Genomic DNA, 17,598 nt, shown 5'->3' on the forward strand with positions numbered 1-17,598 from the left:
AATCACGATTGCAATCGATTGCGGCGCTTCCTAAGCTGCCGCTACCGTCAACCCGGGTGCCTGTCCATGAGCGCTTCCCTCGCCAAGCCGCTGCTGTCTGCGCGGCAGATCCTGCAGATGAACGTCGGCTTCCTCGGCCTGCAGTTCAGCTTCGGGCTGCAGCAGAGCAACATGAGCCCGATCTACGCCTACCTGGGCGCCGACGAATCGGCGCTGCCGCTGCTGTACCTGGCCGGGCCGGTGACGGGCCTGCTGGTGCAGCCCATCGTCGGCGCGATGAGCGACCGCACGCTCTCGAAGTACGGCCGCCGCACGCCCTACTTCCTGATCGGTGCCGTGCTGTGTTCGCTGAGCCTGCTGGCCATGCCCTACAGCGCGGCGCTGTGGATGGCGGCCAGCCTGCTGTGGATCCTGGACGCGGCCAACAACATCACGATGGAGCCCTACCGCGCCTACGTGAGCGACCGCCTCGACGAGAAGCAGCACGCCAGCGGCTTCCTCACGCAAAGTGCCTTCACGGGGCTGGCCCAGACCTTGAGCTACCTCGCGCCCTCCATCCTGGTGTGGATGGGCATGAACCGCGATGCGGTGGACAGCAACGGCATCCCCGACATCACCAAGATCTCCTTCTTCATCGGTGCGGCGCTGTCGCTGTGCACCATCCTCTACTCGGTGCTGACGGTGCGCGAGCTGCCGCTGACCGAGTCGCAGATCGCCGCCATCCGCGCGCACAAGGCGCAGCGCAGCGGCTGGCTCTCGACCTTCGTCGAGATCAAGGACGCCTTCGTCGACATGCCCAAGGCCATGCGCCAGCTGGCGCTGATGAAGCTCTTCCAGTGGTACGCCATGGTCTGCTACTGGCAGTACGTGGTGCACGCGCTGGCACGCTCGCTGTACGACACCTCGGATGCCAGCTCGGCCGGCTTCCGCGAGGCCGTGCTCACCAACGGGCAGGCCGGCGGCTTCTACAACGCCGTGGCCTGCGTGGCCGCGTTCGCGATGGTGCCCTTCACGCGGCGCCACGGCGCCAAGGCCGTGCATGCGCTGTGCCTCACGGCCGGCGGCATCGGCATGATGGCGCTGCCCGGCCTGCAGGACAAAGCCTGGATCTTCCTGCCCATGGTGGGCATCGGCCTGGCCTGGGGCAGCATCATGGGCAACCCCTACGTGATGCTGGCCAAGAGCATCCCGCCCGAGCGCACGGGCGTGTACATGGGCATCTTCAACATGTTCATCGTGGTGCCCATGCTGATCCAGAGCTTCACGCTGCCGCTGTTCTACAAGCCGCTGCTGGGCGGCGACCCGCGCAACGTGGTGGTGCTGGCCGGTGTGCTGCTGATCGCCGCGGCCGTGGCCACGCTGCTGGTGAAGGTGCCCGAGAAAGCCCCCGACAGCCTGGCCGACGCGGCGCGCTGAGCACCGCGGCGGCGGCGCGCCCTTCAGCCCAGGGCCTGCAGCCGCAGGCCCTGCACCGGGCCTTGGCACAGCAGCCGGCCCCAGGGTGCGCGCGGGAAGACCTGGCTCGTCAGCACGCTGCAGCCCTCGTCGGCAAACAGCTCCACCGAACTGGTGTCGAGCACCAGCGTCAGCGTGAGCGCTTCGCCAGCCGCCCAGCGTGGCACCTCGTGGCGCGCGGCGAAGGCTGGGTGGAAGCCGGTCTCGCCGGCCAGGCGGCGGTCGATGAAGTACACGCCATCCACGGCATCGAAGCCGACGCGCAGGCCATCGCCGAGCCCGTTGTCGAAGAGCAGGCTGAAACTCTCGCGCGCATCGGCCTGGCACGTGAGCCATGCACAGCCGCCGGCCGCCTGCAGCGCGAAGTTCAATGCCTCCGCCGGATCGCCGGTCTGCCACAGCACCGGGCCCAGGCCTGCCTGCACTTCGCGCGCGGGCGTGCTGCACAGGCGCCAGACGCCGCCGGGGCCTGCACCGCTGCGGCGCAGCTGCAGTTCGCGCGGCAGCGTCATCGCGCCGCGCCAGGGGGCGGTGGGCAGCTCCCGGGCGTAATCCCAGTTGTTCATCCAGCCGATGAAGACGGCGCGGCCGTCGGGCACGCCAGCCCAGGTGACGCCGGCGTAGTTGTCGGGGCCGTGGTCGATCCAGCGCACGCCGGGGCCTTCGGGATCGGCGTGGAAGTGCGTGCCGTCGAAGTGGCCCACGAAGTACTGCGTGGCCGAGCCCCCGGCCGGGCCGCCCTTCACCAGGCTCACCAGCAACACCCAGAGCTCGCCCTCGGGCGTGGGCAAGGGGAAGAGATCGGGGCACTCCCAGACGCCGTCGTGCGCGCCCAGGCCGGCGCCGAAGTCGCTCTCGTGCACCCAGTGGCGCAGATCGGCTGCACTGTAGAAGGCGATGTGGTCGCCCACGGCCAGCGCCATCAGCCAGCGCTGGCGCTCGGGCAGCCAGCGCAGCTTGGGGTCGCGGAAATCGCGCGTGCCCGGGGTGCCGGGGTTGGGCAGCACGGGGGGGCCCGGCAGGCGCTGCCACTGCCCGCCGCCATCGAGGCTGTAGGCCAGGGCCTGGTGCTGGAAGGTCGCCTGGCCGGCCTGCGCGGCGGCTTCGTCATGCAGCGTGTACAGCGCCACCAGCGGCGGCGCCCCGGCGCTGCCCAGGCCGCTGGTGTGGGCGGCATCGAGCACCGCGCTGCCCGAGAACACCATGCCTGCCGCGGTGGGCGCCAGCGCCACGCCGTGGTCTTGCCACACGCGCAGGTCGCTGCTGCTGGCGTGGCCCCAGTGCATGGGGCCCCACACGCGGCTGTGCGGGTGGAACTGGTAGAAGAGATGCCAGCGGCCGGCGTGCCACACCAGGCCGTTGGGGTCGTTCATCCACCACGCGGGCGGCGTGAAGTGCAGGCGCGGGCGCCAGTGCGGCGTGGGCAGCGCGCCGTCGGGGCCGGGCAGGCCGGGTGGCGAGGTTTCAGACACGCGCAACGGGCGCGGCCGGCGCGTGGCGCTGCAGGAAAGCGGCGTGCGTGGGCTGGGCCTCCGCCGCCTGCGCCATGGCCGCACGCTGGCGCTGCAGCACCGAGGCACCGTCCAGCGGGCGCAGATCGACCATGGGGTCGTGGCGCTCGGGCCAGTGCAGCTGCCCGATGTGCACGGCCAGCCAGCTGGCGGCGCCGAAGAGATCGGGGCCGTCGCTCACCAGCCGGCCGTAGCGGCGGAAGTGCGCCATCTTGTACTGCAGCGTCTCGGGGATGGCCATCTCGGCGCAGTAGCGCCACAGCGGCTGGTTCAGCCCGCTGCGCTGCGCGTTGAGCTTGTAGTGCAGCACGAGGAAATCGCGGATGCGCTCGAACTCCTGCACGCCGATGCGGTTGTACTCGGCCGTCACCAGCGGGTCGAAATCGCGGTCGGGCCACAGCGCCAGCAAACGCGACAGGCCTGACTGCACCAGGTGCAGGCTGGTGCTTTCCAGCGGCTCCATGAAGCCGCTGGCCAGCCCGACGGCCACCACGTTGCGGTGCCAGAGCTGCTTGCGCCGGCCGGTGACGAAGCGCAGCGGCCGCGGCTCGCCCAGGGCCTCGCCGTCGAGGTGGCTCTTCAGCGTGGCGGCGGCCTCGTCGTCGCTGATGTACTGGCTGCAGTAGACGTAGCCGTTGCCGGTGCGGTGCTGCAGCGGGATGCGCCACTGCCAGCCCGCCGCCCGCGCCGTGCTGCGCGTGTAAGGCAGCAGCGGCCCGGCCGACGCGCAGGGCATGGCCATGGCGCGGTCGCAGGGCAGCCAGTGGCGCCAGTCTTCGTAGCCGGTGTGCAGCGCTTCCTCGATGAGCAGGCCGCGGAAGCCCGAGCAATCGATGAAGAGGTCGCCTTCCACGCTGCGACCGTCGGCGAGTTGCACGGCCTCGACGAAGCCGTCGTGCCCGCGCAGCCGCGTGCCGGTGATGCGGCCTTCCAGCCGCTGCACGCCGCGTGATTCGGACAGCTCGCGCAGGAAGCGCGCGTAGAGCCCGGCGTCGAAGTGGTAGGCGTAGTCGAAGGTCGACATCACGCTGCGCGGGTCGCCGCTGGGCCGCTCGAAGCGAGCGCGGCGCGCGAGGTTCCAGGCCATGGAGTGTTCGTCCAGCCCGGCCACGCCTGGCGTGTGGCGGTGGCGCAGCCAGTGCTGGTGCAGCGGCGCCAGGTCGAAGGCCAGGCCGTGCGGGCCGAAGGGGTGGAAGTAGCGGTGACCCTCGGCGCCCCAGTTCACGAACTCGATGCCCAGCTTGCAGCTGCCCTGGGTGCGGCGCAGGAACTCGGCCTCGTCGATGCCCAGCATCTGGTTGAACAGGCGGATGGGCGGGATGGTGGCCTCGCCCACGCCAACGGTGCCGATCTCTTCGGATTCCACCAGCGTGATGCGGCAGGCGGTGCCCACCGCGCGGGAGAGGGCGGCCGCGCTCATCCAGCCGGCGGAGCCGCCCCCGACGATGACGACGTGGCGGATGCGGCGGTCTTCAGGCGTGTGCATGGTGGGGCTCTGTGGGCTGGCGGTCATTCTGGGCTGACCATGAAAAAGGGGGAAGCCGCTGCTTCCCCCGAGTGCCTGGCGATGGACGCTCAGAACTGGTAGCGCACCGAGGCGTTGATGGTGCGGCCCGTCTCCATGCCGGCGCCGAAGATGCTGGTCGAGCCGCCGACGAAGCCGCCACCGCCGGTGGGGTAGACCTTGTCGAGCAGGTTGTTGACCTTCAGCGAGCCGATGAGACCACCGCCGAAGTCGTAGGTCACGAAGGCGCTGACCACGTAGTGCCCGTCGATGGTGGTGACGTTGTTGTTGTCGGCGTAGACCTTGCCCTGGCCGCGGATGGTGGCACCCAGCGTCAGGTCGCCCAGCGAGTAGGTCGGCGAGATGGTGTAGCGCAGCTTGGGCACGCCACCCGAGGTCTTGCCCACCTGCGACGGGTCGCCCAGGTTCTTGGTGATGGTTTCCTTGGAATACACCACGTTGACGTTCAGGCCCAGGTTGCCCACGGAACCGGCGGTCTCGAGCTCGATGCCGTCGGCCTTGAAGCCCAGCACGTTGAGCTTGGGGCCCTGGTAGTTGGGCAGGTTGGGGTTGTCCTGGCGCGTCTGGTCGTAGTCGAACTCGTTGGTGGTCGACTTGAAGTAAGTGACCGACAGGCCGTAGTTGCCCCAGCTGGTGTTGCCGCGGTAGCGCAGGCCGAGCTCGCTTTGCTTGACCGGCGCCAGCGCCGCGTCCTTGCCGCCCGAGGTGAGCTGGCCCGTGACGGCGTCGATGTTGGCGCTGAAGAGCAGGCGGTCGGCGATGGCGCGGTTGCCCTTGCTCGTGCGCACGAACACGCTGAGGTCGTTGTTCAGGCGGTAGTTCGCGCCCAGCGAGTAGTTGTTGTAGTGGATGGTGTAGTCCACCAGACCGCGCGGCGTGCCCTGGTTGATCAGGTACACGTTGCGCTCGGCGCCGGTGATGGTGCCGTTGCCGTCGACGTCGAAGGGCCGGCTGCTGCCCGAGGCGTAGCTGCCGCTGGCGTTGAAGGACTCGCGGCGCACGCCGGCGTCGATGTCGAGCTGGCCGGCCACGAAGTTCAGGCCGAGGTAGGGCGCCTGCGTGGTGAAGCTGGCGTCCACGTCACGCGCGCAGCAGCCGCCCCACTGGTTGTTGTAGCCGGTCAGGCCCGCGGTGGTGAGGGCCGCGCCGCTGGCATCGAACACGTCCAGCACGGCACCGTTGCGGCCCACTTCCATGATGCGTTCGCTGATGGACCAGCGCTGCACCACGTTCTGGCGCGAGAGGTAGAAGCCACCGCGCAGGTCCACCGAGCCGAAGCCGGTCTTGAACTGCTTGGCCACCGAGAAGTCGTTCACCAGGATGCCCATGTCGGGCAGCGTGACGTTGATGGCCGCGCCTTGCGAGACCAGGCCGGTCTGCAGCGTGGTGGCCGTGGCGGCCTGGCCGGTGCGCGGGCCGTTGTAGAAGCGCGCGGTGGCGCCGGCGCCGAAGCCGCTGAGCATGTTGGAGAGCGTCTTCACGTCCCAGAACTGCGCCTGGAAGGCGCCCGAGGCCTTGGTCAGGCGGAACTTGTTGTCCACCGTGAAGCCGTTGCTGAGTTCGTTGCGGAACTCGAAGCCCAGGGCCTGCGTGTCCACCGTGATGCCGTCCACCAGCGAGGTGTTCGTGAGCTGGCGCGTCAGCGGGTCGATGCCCGGCAGGGTGCTGTTGTAGATGCTGTACTGCGAATCGCGCGTGCCGTCGTAACCTGCGGCCTTGCTGAAGCCGCTGATCTTGTTGCCGCTTTGCGTGGCACGCACGAAAGTCTGCGGCGTGGTCGGCGCGTGTTCGTTCAGCGCCTTGAAGTTCACGCGGAAGTAGCCCTTGCCGCCGTTGAACTCCTTGGTGATGTTGCCCTTGATCTGGTAACCCAGCAGCGAGTTCGGCGTCGACTTGCGCGCGCCTTCGCCCTGGCGGTAGTAGCCGCCGACGTGGAAGTACAGGTCGGGCGCGAGGCGGTTGCCGTAGTCGCCGTCGAAACGCGTCTCGCGGAAGTTCAGGCCTTGCGAAAGACCGATGGAGCCGCCCTTGTTCTTGCCCGTCTTGCTGATGTAGTTGATGACGGCACCGGGCGCCTGCGAGGCGAAGACCGAGGAAGAACCGCCGCGCAGCGTCTGGATGCTCTCGACGTTGTTGTCAAAGCGGATCCAGTAGTCGTTGTTGCCGAAGTTCATGTCACCGAACTGCACGGTGGGCAGGCCGTCTTCCTGCAGCTGCACGTACTTCGAGCCGCCCGACGAGATGGGCAGGCCGCGCACCGAGATGTTCGAGTTGCCGCCAGGGCCGGCCGTGGGCTCGGTGCGGATGCCGGGGATCAGCAGCAGCACTTCGGCTTCGGAGCGGGCGCCGAGGTTCTGCACCTGCTCCTGGTCGATGTCGGTGACCGACACCGAGCTGCGCATCTTCGACTTCGCCTGGCTCGTGGCGGTCACGACGATGCGCTCCAGGCCGGCGCTGCCGAAGCTGGCAGCGGCTGCCGCTTCGGGCGCCGAGGCCGCCGGGGCTGCGGCAGCAGCCGCCTGGGCTTGCGCATGGGCCGCCGGCGCCAGCGCCAGCGTGAAGGCCGTCGACGCGAGCAGCGCGGCGATGGGGGTGAGCTTCGGACCGCCTTGGCGGCGGTTCAGGGGGCTGTTCATGGTGTCTCCTCGCGGGTGGGGCTGGGCGTGGCCAAAGTCCGTCGCGCAGCCAAGCAAGGCCTGCGACGCCGGGCGATCACGGAACGAAAGACTATCGGGCAGCAATCGATTGCAAAATAGGGTTAACACGAGTTAGGGTGCGAATATGTCGCCAGCACGCCACTTGATGATCCTCGGGAAAACGCGGAAATCACCGGGTGAAACCCTGGTTTCCGGCATTCAGACGGGTCGATCGGGAACCACGGCCGGCTGGGCGGTGCGCCCTGGGCAGGGCCAAAGCTGTAAACCGTTTGCAGTCCTGCGCCGGCCTTCAGCGCCGAGGGGCCGCGCCGCAGGAGGCGCGCACCACCAGCACGGGCGCGGGCACGGCATCCACCACGCCGCTGCCAGGGCGCAGCTGCGCCAGCAGCGTCTGCACGGCCTGGCGGCCGTGCACGGCAGGGTCGGTGCGCACGCTGCTCAGCGGCGGGTCGGCGTAGGGGGCGAGAGGGATGTCGTCGTAGCCCACCACGGCCACGTCCTGCGGCACGCGGCGGCCGGCTTCGCGCAGCGCCCGCAGCGCACCGAAGGCGATGGTGTCGTTGCCCGCGAACAGCGCCGTGAAGGGCACGCCGCGCGCCAGCAGGCGGCGCGTGGCGAGGTAGCCGCTCTCGGCGCTGATGTCGGCGTGCGCCAGCCAGGCGGCGTCAGGCTCGATGCCGCGCGCCTGCAGCGCCGCGCGCCAGCCGCGTTCGCGCTGGTTGACGTTGTGGAACTCGGGCTGCGCGTAGTTCACGAAGGCCACCTGGCGGTGGCCGAGGTCGAGCAGGTGGTCCACCGCCAGGCGCGCGGATTGCCAGGTGTCGTCGCCCATGGTGTGGAAACCCTCGGCCTCGGGCAGCTGGCAGCCGAACACCACCAGCGGAACGCCGCCCGCGCGCAGCTGCTGCAGGTGGGCGATCTCCTGCGTGCGCAGGTTGGCCACGATGAGGCCGTCGATGCGGCGGCTGCGCACCAGGCGCAGGAAGCCGCCGGGCTCGCGGCCTTCGTCCTCGGTGCTCTCGATCAGCAGCGCCAGCCCGTGGCGGTGGCATTCGGCATTGATGCTGGCCACCAGCTGCGAAAGAAAGGCGTCCACCGACAGGTGCGCCATGCGCGGCACCACCAGCGCCACCGTGCCGGTGGCGCCGCCGGCCAGCATGCGCGCGGCGGCGTGCGGCTCGTAGCCGATCTCGCGCGCCACGGCGAGCACGCGCTCGCGCGTGGCCTCGCTGATGCCGCGGTCGCGCACGTCGTTGAGCACGAAGGACACCGTCGTGCGCGAGACACCCGCCCGGCGCGCCACCTCGGCACTGCTGGGCACGACGCGGGGCGGGGCGGCCGGATCGAGCGGGTTCATCCAAGCATGCTAACGCGGTTTAGTACTTCCCCCGATACCGGCCCGCACCCCGCCCTCTACAGTTCAACTAACGCGCGTTAGAGGCGGGTTGGCCATCGCCTGCCAGCGACCCTTCCCGCCCTGACGCCAGAAAGCCTCCCACCGTGAGCCCCCTGCCAGCCCCCGCGCCCCACCGCCCCCGGCCCCACGCCCTGAGCCCCACCCGGCGCGCCGAGACGCTCACCGCGTGGGCGCTGGTGCTGCCCGCGCTGGTGGGCTTCCTCGCCTTCTACGCGCTGCCCACGGTGCGGGCGCTGGAGATCAGCTTCACCGACTGGAACTTGCTCAGCGAACCGCGCTACGTGGGCCTGGCCAACTACGCCGCCATGCTGGAAGACGGCCGTTTCTGGAACGGCATGAAGCTGAGCCTGTACTACGTGCTGCTCAACATCCCGCTGCAGATCGCGCTGGGCCTGGCACTGGCCGTGGCGATGGACCGGCTGACGCGATCGCTCTTCGTCAAGGGCGTGGTGCTGCTGCCCTACCTGCTGTCCAACGTGCTGGTGGCGATGGTGTGGCTGTGGATGCTCGACCCGGTGCTGGGCCTGGTGAACCACACGCTGCAGCACGTGGGCCTGGAGCGGCAGCCCTTCTTCGGCGATGCCGACCAGGCCCTGGTGACGGTGGCCGCGGTGAACGTCTGGCGCCACATGGGCCTGGTGGCCATGCTCTTTCTCGCGGGGCTGCAGAACATTCCGCGCACCCTGTACGAAGCCGCGGCGCTGGAAGGCGCGGGCGAGTGGCAGATGTTCCGCCGTGTCACGCTGCCGCTGCTGCGGCCGGTGATGGTCTTCGTGCTCGTCACCAGCGTGACGGGCGCGTTCCAGATCTTCGACACCATCGCCGTCACCACCAACGGCGGCCCGCAGGACAGCACCCGCGTCATCGTGCACTACATCGTGCAGAACGCCTTCACCTTCTACAAGATGGGCTACGCCAGCGCGATGGCCATGGCGCTGGCCGCGGTGATGGTGCTGTACACGGTGGTGCAGATGCGCGTGATGCGCGCGAACGAGAGTGACTTGGCATGAGCGCCGCCACCCCCCGCATGAGCCCGGGCCGCATGCTCGCCTGGGCCGCCCTGGCCGGCATGCTGGCCTTCACGCTGCTGCCGCTGCTGGTGGTGCTGAAGACGGCGCTGGTGCCCAACGCCACGCTCTTCGAACAATCGGCCACGCTGTGGCCGCACGGCGCCACGCTGGACAACTTCCGCCGCGTGCTGGGGCTGCTGAGCCCCGAGGAAGGCATCGCGCTCGGCGGCTCGGGCGCCGACGTGAACTTCGGCCGTGCGCTGATGAACTCGGTGGTCTTCACCGGCGTCATCGTCGTGATGCAGACCTTCTGCGCGGCGATGGCGGCCTACGCCTTCGCGCGGCTGCGGTTTCCGGGGCAGCGGGTGCTGTTCGGCCTGTTCATCGCGTCGATGATGGTGCCCGGCGTCGTCACGCTGATACCGAACTTCGTGCTGCTCAAGCAGCTGGGCGGGCTCAACACCGTGGCCGGCATGGTGGCGCCCTTCTGCCTGATGCAGGGCTTCTCGGTGTTCTTCCTGCGGCAGTTCTTCCTGTCCATCCCGCGCGACATCGAAGAGGCCGCGCTGATGGACGGCGCCAGCCACTTCTACGTGTTCTGGCGCATCGCGCTGCCGCTGTCCACCACCGCGCTGGCCACCGTGGCCATGCTCATCGGCATCAACATGTGGAACGAATTCTTCTGGCCCTACCTGGTGGGCCGCGACGACAGCCTGCAGGTGCTGCCCGTGGCGCTGCAGACCTTCAAGACGCAGACGCCGCAAGGCCAGCCCGACTGGACCGGTCTGATGGCCGCCGCCACCGTGGCCCTGCTGCCCACCGTGCTGCTGATGCTGGCCTTCGGGCGCCGTGTCGTCGAGTCGGTGCAGTACTCGGGGGGGAAATAGTGCCCCCACGCTCACTTCGTTCGCTGCCCCCCGAGGGGGCTCTTGCGACGGCCCGGCGGAGCCGGTTCCGTGCAAGGCCTTGGCTGATGGCCTGCGCGGCTTGGCTGCTGGCGGCCGCCGGCACCGCCACGGCCCAGCCCACCACCGTCAAGTACATGATGTGGGACAGCATCCAGCTGCCCGCCTACCGCCAGTGCGCGGCCGACTTCGAGCGCGCCAACCCCGATCTGCGCATCAAGATCTCGCAGGCCGGCTGGGGCGACTACTGGACGGCGCTGTCCATCGGCTTCATCGCCGACAGCGCGCCCGATGTCTTCGTCAACCACCCCGGCAAGTACCCCGAGTACGCGCGCAACGGCCTGCTGGTCGACCTGGCGCCCTACATCCGCCGCGACGGCCTGGACCTGGCGCAATACACCCCCGGCCTGCTGCCCGTGTGGCAGCGCGACGGCCGCCAGTACGGCCTGCCGAAAGACTGGGACACCGTGGGCCTGGTGGTGAACCTGGCCCAAGCGCGGCAGGCCGGCGTGACGCTGGCCGAGCTGCAGCAGATGCGCTGGAACCCGCAGGACGGCGGCAGCTTCGAGCGCGTCATTCGCCGCCTCACGGTGGACGCACAGGGCCGCCGCGCCGACGAGCCGGGCTTCGATGCGCGCCGCGTGGCCGTGCACGGCTTCCAGATCGGCAGCGCGGGCGGCATGACGGGCCAGGTGGAGTGGAGCCACTTCGCGGTGAGCAACGGTTTCCGCTACCAGCCCGCACCCTGGGCCCGCCAGTTCCTCTACGACGACCCGCGCCTGGCCGAGACGCTGGACTGGCTGGCCGGCCTGTCGGCCCGCGGCCTCTCGGCGCCCTTCCAGAACGCCAAGAGCCTGGGCGGCGGCGCGATGTTCATCGCCGGCAAGGCGGCCATGGTGCCCGAGGGCTCGTGGATGGTCTCCTACTTCGCCAACCAGGCGAAGTTCGAGTACACCTGGGTGCCGCTGCCCATCGGCCCCACCGGCCGGCGCGCCAGCATGCTCAACGGCCTGGCCGATTCCATCTGGGCCGGCTCGCGCCACAAAGAAGCCGCCTGGCGCTGGGTGAAGTACCTCGCCTCGCGCGAATGCCAGCAGGTGGTGGCCGGCCACGGCGTTGTCTTCCCCGCCATCCTCGGCCTGGCCGAACAGGCGCAGGCCGTGCAGCGCCGGCGCGGCGCGGACACCGGCGCGCTGCTGCAGATGGCGCGCGAGCACACCTACGCCACCCCCATGGCCGACGACGCCGCGCAGATCGAAGAGCTGATGAAGGGCGCCATCGAATCGGTGCTGGCCGGCCGCGAGAAGGCCGGGCCTGCGCTGAAGGCCGCCAACACCCAGGTCAACCGCCTGCTGCAGCGCGGTGCGCCCGCCGCGGCGCCTGCGCGCTAGACGAACACGTTTCCCGAAAGCCCCCCATGGCCGACATCCAACTGCAGAACATCCAGAAGTCCTACGGCGCGGTCAGCGTCATCCGCAACGTCGACCTGCACATCGCCGACGGCGAGTTCTGCGTCTTCGTCGGCCCCAGCGGCTGCGGCAAGAGCACGCTGCTGCGCATGGTGGCGGGGCTGGAAGACATCTCCGGCGGCGAGCTGCTCATCGGCGGCCAGCGCATGAACGACGTGCCGCCGGCGCGCCGCGGCGTGGCCATGGTCTTCCAGAGCTACGCGCTCTTCCCGCACCTGAGCGTGCGCGAGAACCTGTCATTCGGGCTCACGCTGGCCAAGCGCCCGGCCGACGAGATCGCGCGGAAGGTGAACGAGGCCGCGCGCGTGCTGCAGCTCGAAGCCCTGCTCGACCGCAAGCCCAAGCAGCTCTCGGGCGGCCAGCGCCAGCGCGTGGCCATCGGCCGCGCCATCGTGCGCGAGCCGGGGGTGTTTCTCTTCGACGAGCCGCTGTCCAACCTCGACGCCTCGCTGCGCGTGCAGACGCGCTTCGAGATCGCACGCCTGCACCGCGAATACGGCCGCGCCAGCATGGTCTACGTCACGCACGACCAGGTGGAGGCCATGACCCTGGCCGACCGCATCCTGCTGCTCAACGCCGGCGACGCGGTGCTGAAGGAAGGCAGCGTGGCGCAGTGCGGCAGCCCGCTGGAGCTCTACCACCGGCCGCGCTCGCTGTTCGTGGCAGGCTTCATCGGCAGCCCGAAGATGAACTTCCTGCCCGGCACGCTGGTGGAAGCCGGCCCGGCCAGCGCCCGCGTGCAGCTGCCCGGCGGCGAGTTGCTGGAAGCCGCGGTGGACGCACGCCGCCTGGCGCCCGGCGCCGCCGTCACGCTGGGCCTGCGGCCCGAGCACGCCGAGCTGGGCACCGCCGTGCAGCACATCGTGCGCCCGGTGCGCTGGCAGGAACGCCTGGGCGAAGCCACCTACCTCTACCTGGAGGGCAGCGGCGGTGACACCGCCTTGAGCGCACCGCTGATCGTGAAGGCCCCGGGCGCCACGCACGCCCAGCCCGGCCACCGCATCGCCTTCGGCCTGCCGGCCCGCGCCTTGCACTGCTTCGACGCCCAGGGCCAGGCCCTGCCGCGCTGCGTGGCCGACGAAGACATCACGCTGCCGGCCGCCGCGTGAACATCGCCATGACCGACACCCCTACCTTCCTCACCCTGCACGGCCGCCGCAGCAGCCTGGTGCTGGAGATGCGCCCCGACGAGGCGCCGCTGTGGCGCTACTGGGGCCCGCGGCTGCCCGATGGCGCGGCACCGCCCACCGCGCTGCGCGACACGCGCATGCTGCCCAGCTTCAACCTCGACGCCGACGTGCCGCTGAGCGTGCTGCCCGGCTTCGGCGTGGGCTGGTTCAACCAGAGCGCGCTGCTGGCCCACCGCGGCGGGCTGGCTTTCGCGCAGAGCACCACGGCCTGTGAAGCGCACTGGCTGCAAGCCGGGCGCGAACTGCAACTGGTGCTGCACGACAGCGTGGCGCAGCTGCGCGTGGAACTGCACCTGCAACTGCAGCCCGAGACCGACGTGCTGCGCGTGCGCAGCACGCTCACCAACGAAGGCGAAACGCCGCTGGACGTGCAGTGGCTGGCCGCCGCCACGCTGCCTTTGCCCGGCCACTGCCAGACCGTGCGCAGCTACGCCGGCCAGCACATGCACGAGTTCCTGCTGCAGGAGGACCGGCTCTCGCGCAGCCTGTGGCGCCGCGAGAGCCGCCGCGGCCGCACCTCGCACGACTGCTTTCCCGGCGCCGTGCTCACCACGCCCGGCGCCACCGAGCACACGGGCCTGGTCTATGGCGCGCACCTGGCCTGGTCGGGCAACCACCAGCAGACGGTGGAGTGGCTGCACGACGGCCAGTACCAGTGGCAGCTGGGCGAATGGCTGGCGCCGGGCGAAGGCCTGCTCGCGCCCGGCGCGCAGCTGCACACGCCCGAGGTGGTGGCCACGCTGTCCAGCGCCGGCTTCAACGGGCTGGCTGCCAACTTCCACGCCGAGCTGCGCCGCCGCCTGCCCTGGCCCGGCGGCCGCATGCGCCCGCGGCCGGTGCACCTGAACACCTGGGAAGGCTTCTACTTCGACCTCGAACCCGAGAAGGTGATGGCGCTGGCCACGGCCGCGGCCGAGGTGGGCATCGAACGTTTCGTGCTCGACGACGGCTGGTTCCACGGCCGCCACCACGACCGCGCCGCGCTGGGCGACTGGTGGCCCGATGCGGGCAAGTTCCCGCAGGGCCTGGGGCCGCTGATCGCGCACGTCAACGGCCTGGGCATGGAGTTCGGGCTGTGGGTGGAGCCCGAGATGGTCAACCCCGACAGCGAGCTCTTCCGCGCCCACCCCGACTGGGCGCTGCAGCTGGCCGGCCGGCCACTGCTGACGGCGCGCCACCAGCTCGTGCTCGACATCGCGCGGCCCGAAGTGGCCGACTACCTCTTCGGCAAGATCTCCGCACAGCTGGCGGCCCACCCCATCGCCTACCTGAAGTGGGACCACAACCGCGACCTCACCACCGCCGGCTTGGCCGACGGCCGCGCCGGCTACCGCGCGCAGGTGCACGCGGCCTGGGCGCTGATGGCGCGGCTGCGCGCGGCGCATCCGCAGGTGGAGATCGAAAGCTGCTCGGGCGGCGGTGGCCGCATCGATTTCGGCGTGCTGCAGCACAGCCACCGCGTCTGGACCAGCGACTGCATCGACGCCCTCTCGCGTGTGGACATCCAGCGCGGCTGCCTGCAGTTCTTCCCGCCCGAGGTGATGGGCGCACACGTCGGCACCGCACCGGCCCACACCACGGGGCGCACGCAGGCCATGGCCTTCCGCGCCGCGGTGGCGCTGCCGGGGCACCTGGGCGTGGAGTTCGATGTGCGCCAGCTCACGCCCGAACAGCGCGCCGAGCTGAAAGCCTGGATCAGGCTGCACCAGCAGCTGCGCGACCGCCTGCACCACGGCCGCGTGTGGTGCGGCCGCGCCGAAGGCCACGGCAGCGACGGGCTGGTGTGGCAGGCGCATGGCGAGGCGGCCGAGGCCCCAGATTACCCCGAGGCGCCGGCCCACCAGCTGCTGCTCTTCGTCTACCGCACGCGCCCCAGCGACCACCGCTACGCACCGCCGCTGCCGCTGCCCATGCTCGACCCCACGCGCCACTACCGCCTGCGCCAGCTGCGACCCGAAGGTGAAGCCGCGCCCACGGGCCGGCACCACACCGCGCCCTTCTTCGATGCGATGAACACGCCCGAGGGCCTGCGCGTCAGCGGCGCCTGGCTGCTGCAAGCCGGCCTGCCGATGCCGCGTGTGCACGCCGAGACGGCCTTCATCGTCGACCTGCAGGCCGTGTGAGGGCGCGATGGACCAGGCCATGAACTTCGACCCCGCCGAACACAGCCACCGCCGCCGCAACCCGCTGAACGGGCGCTGGGTGCTGGTGTCGCCACACCGCGCACGCCGCCCCTGGCAGGGCCGGCAGGAGGCGCAGACCGAGGCCGCGCTGCCCGCGCACGACCCCCACTGCTACCTGTGCGCCGGCAACCTGCGCGTCAACGGCGAACGCAACCCGGCCTACACCGGCACCCACGTCTTCACCAACGACCACGCGGCCTTGATGCCCGAGGTGCCCGCGCCGACCGCCCCCCCGGCGGCCGGCGAAGACCCGCTCTTCACGCTGCAGCCCGCGGCCGGCACCAGCCGCGTCATCTGCTTCTCGCCCGACCACGCACGCACGCTGCCCGAGCTGGAGGCCCCGGCGCTGCAGGCCGTGGTGGACACCTGGTGCACGCAGACCGAAGAGCTCGGCCGGCAGTGGCGCTGGGTGCAGGTCTTCGAAAACAAGGGCGAGGTGATGGGCTGCTCGCAGCCGCACCCGCACGGCCAGGTGTGGGCCTGCGATTTCCTGCCCGAAGAACCCGCGACCGAAGACCGGCAGCAGCGCGAGCACCACGCCCGCACCGGCCGCCCGCTGCTGCTGGACGTGGCCGCGCGCGAAGCCGGCGGCCCGCGCGAGGTGCTGGCCAGCGAGCACTGGCTCGTCATCGTGCCCTTCTGGGCCACCTGGCCTTTCGAGACCCTGCTGCTGCCGCGTTTTGCCGTGCAGCGCCTGCCGCAGCTGAACGCCGCGCAGCGTGCCGATCTGGCCGAGGTGCTGCGCCGCCTGACCACGCGCTACGACAACCTCTTCGAATGCAGCTTCCCGTATTCGATGGGCTGGCACGGCGCGCCTTTCGACGGGCAAGACCCCGCGCCCTGGCAGCTGCACGCGCACTTCTACCCGCCGCTGCTGCGTTCGGCCACGGTGCGCAAGTTCATGGTGGGTTTCGAGATGCTGGCCGAGGCCCAGCGCGACCTAACGCCCGAGCAGGCCGCCGAGCGCCTGCGTGCGCTGCCCGACCTTCACTACCGCAGCCGCACCGCGCCGAACACGCCATGACCACCCCCCCGCTGCACCACCGCGTTGCCGACGCCTTCACCCAGGTCCACGGTGGCGAGCCCACGCTGTGGGTGCGCGCGCCCGGCCGCGTGAACCTGATCGGCGAACACACCGACTACAACGCTGGCTTCGTGCTGCCCTGCGCCATCGACCGCCAGACCCTGGTGGCGGCGCGCCCGCGCAGCGACGGGCAGCTGCGCGTGGTCGCCGCCGACATGGCCGGCGCGCTGGACGCATTCAGCACCCAGGCCCCCGTGCCCCACCACGCCAGCGCACCCTGGGCCAACTACGTGCGCGGAGTGGTGGCGGTGCTGCAGGCCGAGCTGGCGGCCCGCGGTGTGGCCGTGCAGGGCGCCGACCTCGCCATCGCCGGCGACGTGCCGCAGGGCGCGGGCCTCTCGTCTTCCGCCAGCCTGGAAGTGGCGGTGCTGCACACGCTGAGCACGCTGCAAGGCTTGGGCCTGGCGCGCCCGGCGATGGCGCTGCTGGCGCAGCGGGCCGAGAACAGCTTCGTCGGCTGCCAGTGCGGCATCATGGACCAGATGATCTCGGCCTGCGGCGAGCCCGGCCACGCGCTGCTGATCGACTGCCGCAGCCTGGAGACCCGCGCCGTGCCGCTGCCTTCGGGCATGGCGGTGGTGATCGTGCATTCGCGCGTGCAGCGCGGGTTGGTCGACAGCGCCTACAACGAGCGCCGCCGCCAGTGCGAGGCCGCCGCTGCGCACTACGGCGTGCCGGCGCTGCGCGACGTGAACCTGGCGCAGCTGCAGGCCGGCGCGGCGGGGCTGGACGCCACCACCTACCGCCGCGCGCGGCACATCGTCACCGAGAACCAGCGCACGCTCGATGCAGCCGAGGCGCTGGCCAAGGGCGACCTGCGCCGGCTGGGCGTGCTGATGGCAGCCTCGCACGATTCCATGCGTGACGACTTCGAGATCACGCACCCGGCGGTGGACCGGCTGGTGGCCATCGCCCAGTCGGCCATCGGGCCCGAGGGTGGCGCGCGCATGACGGGCGGCGGCTTCGGCGGCTGCATCGTGGCGCTGCTGCCGCAAGCGCGCGTGCCGGCGCTGCAGGCGCGCATCGCCGCCGAGTACCGCGCGCCGGGCGGCGAGCCGGCCACGGTGTGGGTGTGCGAGGCGGCCGGGGGCGTGGGCGCGGCCTGAGCCGCGGCGGCACAGCCCGCGCCGATCCGGGCCGGAACGCCGCCGCGAGAAGCCGGCGCCGAGCCGGTGGGGCAGGCAGGCAGGGT

General features: G+C 70.8%; 12 protein-coding genes. 8 read left to right on the forward strand and 4 right to left on the reverse strand.

Annotated elements, in window-relative coordinates:
- The first annotated feature begins 66 nt into the window (after window positions 1–66).
- A complete protein-coding gene (locus EOE66_RS01915; protein WP_128226990.1) occupies window positions 67–1,416 on the forward strand; it encodes an MFS transporter in 1,350 nt (449 codons plus the stop codon).
- 23 nt (window positions 1,417–1,439) lie between these two features.
- Here EOE66_RS01915 and EOE66_RS01920 read toward each other — a convergent pair whose 3' ends face one another.
- The 4 genes from EOE66_RS01920 to EOE66_RS01935 all read right to left on the reverse strand — a co-directional run bounded on the left by EOE66_RS01920 (window position 1,440) and on the right by EOE66_RS01935 (window position 8,505).
- Window positions 1,440–2,927, reverse strand: a complete 1,488-nt coding sequence (locus tag EOE66_RS01920; RefSeq protein ID WP_245478900.1) for a glycoside hydrolase family 32 protein — start codon at window positions 2,925–2,927, stop codon at window positions 1,440–1,442.
- Window positions 2,920–4,452 (reverse strand): tryptophan halogenase family protein, encoded by a 1,533-nt coding sequence (locus EOE66_RS01925; protein ID WP_128226992.1) that lies wholly within the window; start codon window positions 4,450–4,452, stop codon window positions 2,920–2,922. The genes EOE66_RS01920 and EOE66_RS01925 overlap by 8 nt, the downstream gene beginning before the upstream one ends.
- An 89-nt stretch (window positions 4,453–4,541) precedes the next feature.
- On the reverse strand, window positions 4,542–7,127 hold the full coding sequence (locus EOE66_RS01930; RefSeq protein ID WP_128226993.1) for a TonB-dependent receptor domain-containing protein: 2,586 nt from the start codon (window positions 7,125–7,127) through the stop codon (window positions 4,542–4,544).
- Window positions 7,128–7,437: 310 nt separating this feature from the next.
- Window positions 7,438–8,505: a LacI family DNA-binding transcriptional regulator gene (locus EOE66_RS01935; protein ID WP_128226994.1), complete on the reverse strand. Its 1,068-nt coding sequence runs from the start codon at window positions 8,503–8,505 to the stop codon at window positions 7,438–7,440.
- A 143-nt stretch (window positions 8,506–8,648) separates the two neighbouring features.
- Here EOE66_RS01935 and EOE66_RS01940 point away from each other — a divergent pair, with 143 nt between their 5' ends.
- The 7 genes from EOE66_RS01940 to galK all read left to right on the forward strand — a co-directional run bounded on the left by EOE66_RS01940 (window position 8,649) and on the right by galK (window position 17,512).
- Window positions 8,649–9,575, forward strand: coding sequence for a carbohydrate ABC transporter permease (locus EOE66_RS01940; RefSeq protein ID WP_128226995.1), 927 nt, complete (start codon window positions 8,649–8,651; stop codon window positions 9,573–9,575).
- A complete protein-coding gene (locus EOE66_RS01945; protein WP_128226996.1) occupies window positions 9,572–10,462 on the forward strand; it encodes a carbohydrate ABC transporter permease in 891 nt (296 codons plus the stop codon). The genes EOE66_RS01940 and EOE66_RS01945 overlap by 4 nt, the downstream gene beginning before the upstream one ends.
- A gap of 86 nt (window positions 10,463–10,548) precedes the next feature.
- On the forward strand, window positions 10,549–11,871 hold the full coding sequence (locus tag EOE66_RS01950) for an ABC transporter substrate-binding protein (RefSeq protein WP_128226997.1): 1,323 nt from the start codon (window positions 10,549–10,551) through the stop codon (window positions 11,869–11,871).
- Between the two features lie 26 nt (window positions 11,872–11,897).
- On the forward strand, window positions 11,898–13,058 hold the full coding sequence (locus tag EOE66_RS01955; protein ID WP_128226998.1) for an ABC transporter ATP-binding protein: 1,161 nt from the start codon (window positions 11,898–11,900) through the stop codon (window positions 13,056–13,058).
- An 8-nt stretch (window positions 13,059–13,066) separates the two neighbouring features.
- On the forward strand, window positions 13,067–15,262 hold the full coding sequence (locus tag EOE66_RS01960) for an alpha-galactosidase (RefSeq protein ID WP_128226999.1): 2,196 nt from the start codon (window positions 13,067–13,069) through the stop codon (window positions 15,260–15,262).
- Between the two features lie 19 nt (window positions 15,263–15,281).
- Entirely contained in the window at window positions 15,282–16,346 is a 1,065-nt protein-coding gene (locus EOE66_RS01965) for a UDP-glucose--hexose-1-phosphate uridylyltransferase (RefSeq protein ID WP_128227000.1), read from the forward strand.
- Window positions 16,343–17,512: a galactokinase gene (gene galK, locus EOE66_RS01970; RefSeq protein ID WP_128227001.1), complete on the forward strand. Its 1,170-nt coding sequence runs from the start codon at window positions 16,343–16,345 to the stop codon at window positions 17,510–17,512. Before EOE66_RS01965 ends, galK begins: the two co-directional genes overlap by 4 nt.
- Window positions 17,513–17,598: the final 86 nt, after the last annotated feature.

This window comes from Rubrivivax rivuli (assembly GCF_004016505.1).
Classification (GTDB): Bacteria; Pseudomonadota; Gammaproteobacteria; order Burkholderiales; family Burkholderiaceae_C; genus Rubrivivax; species Rubrivivax rivuli.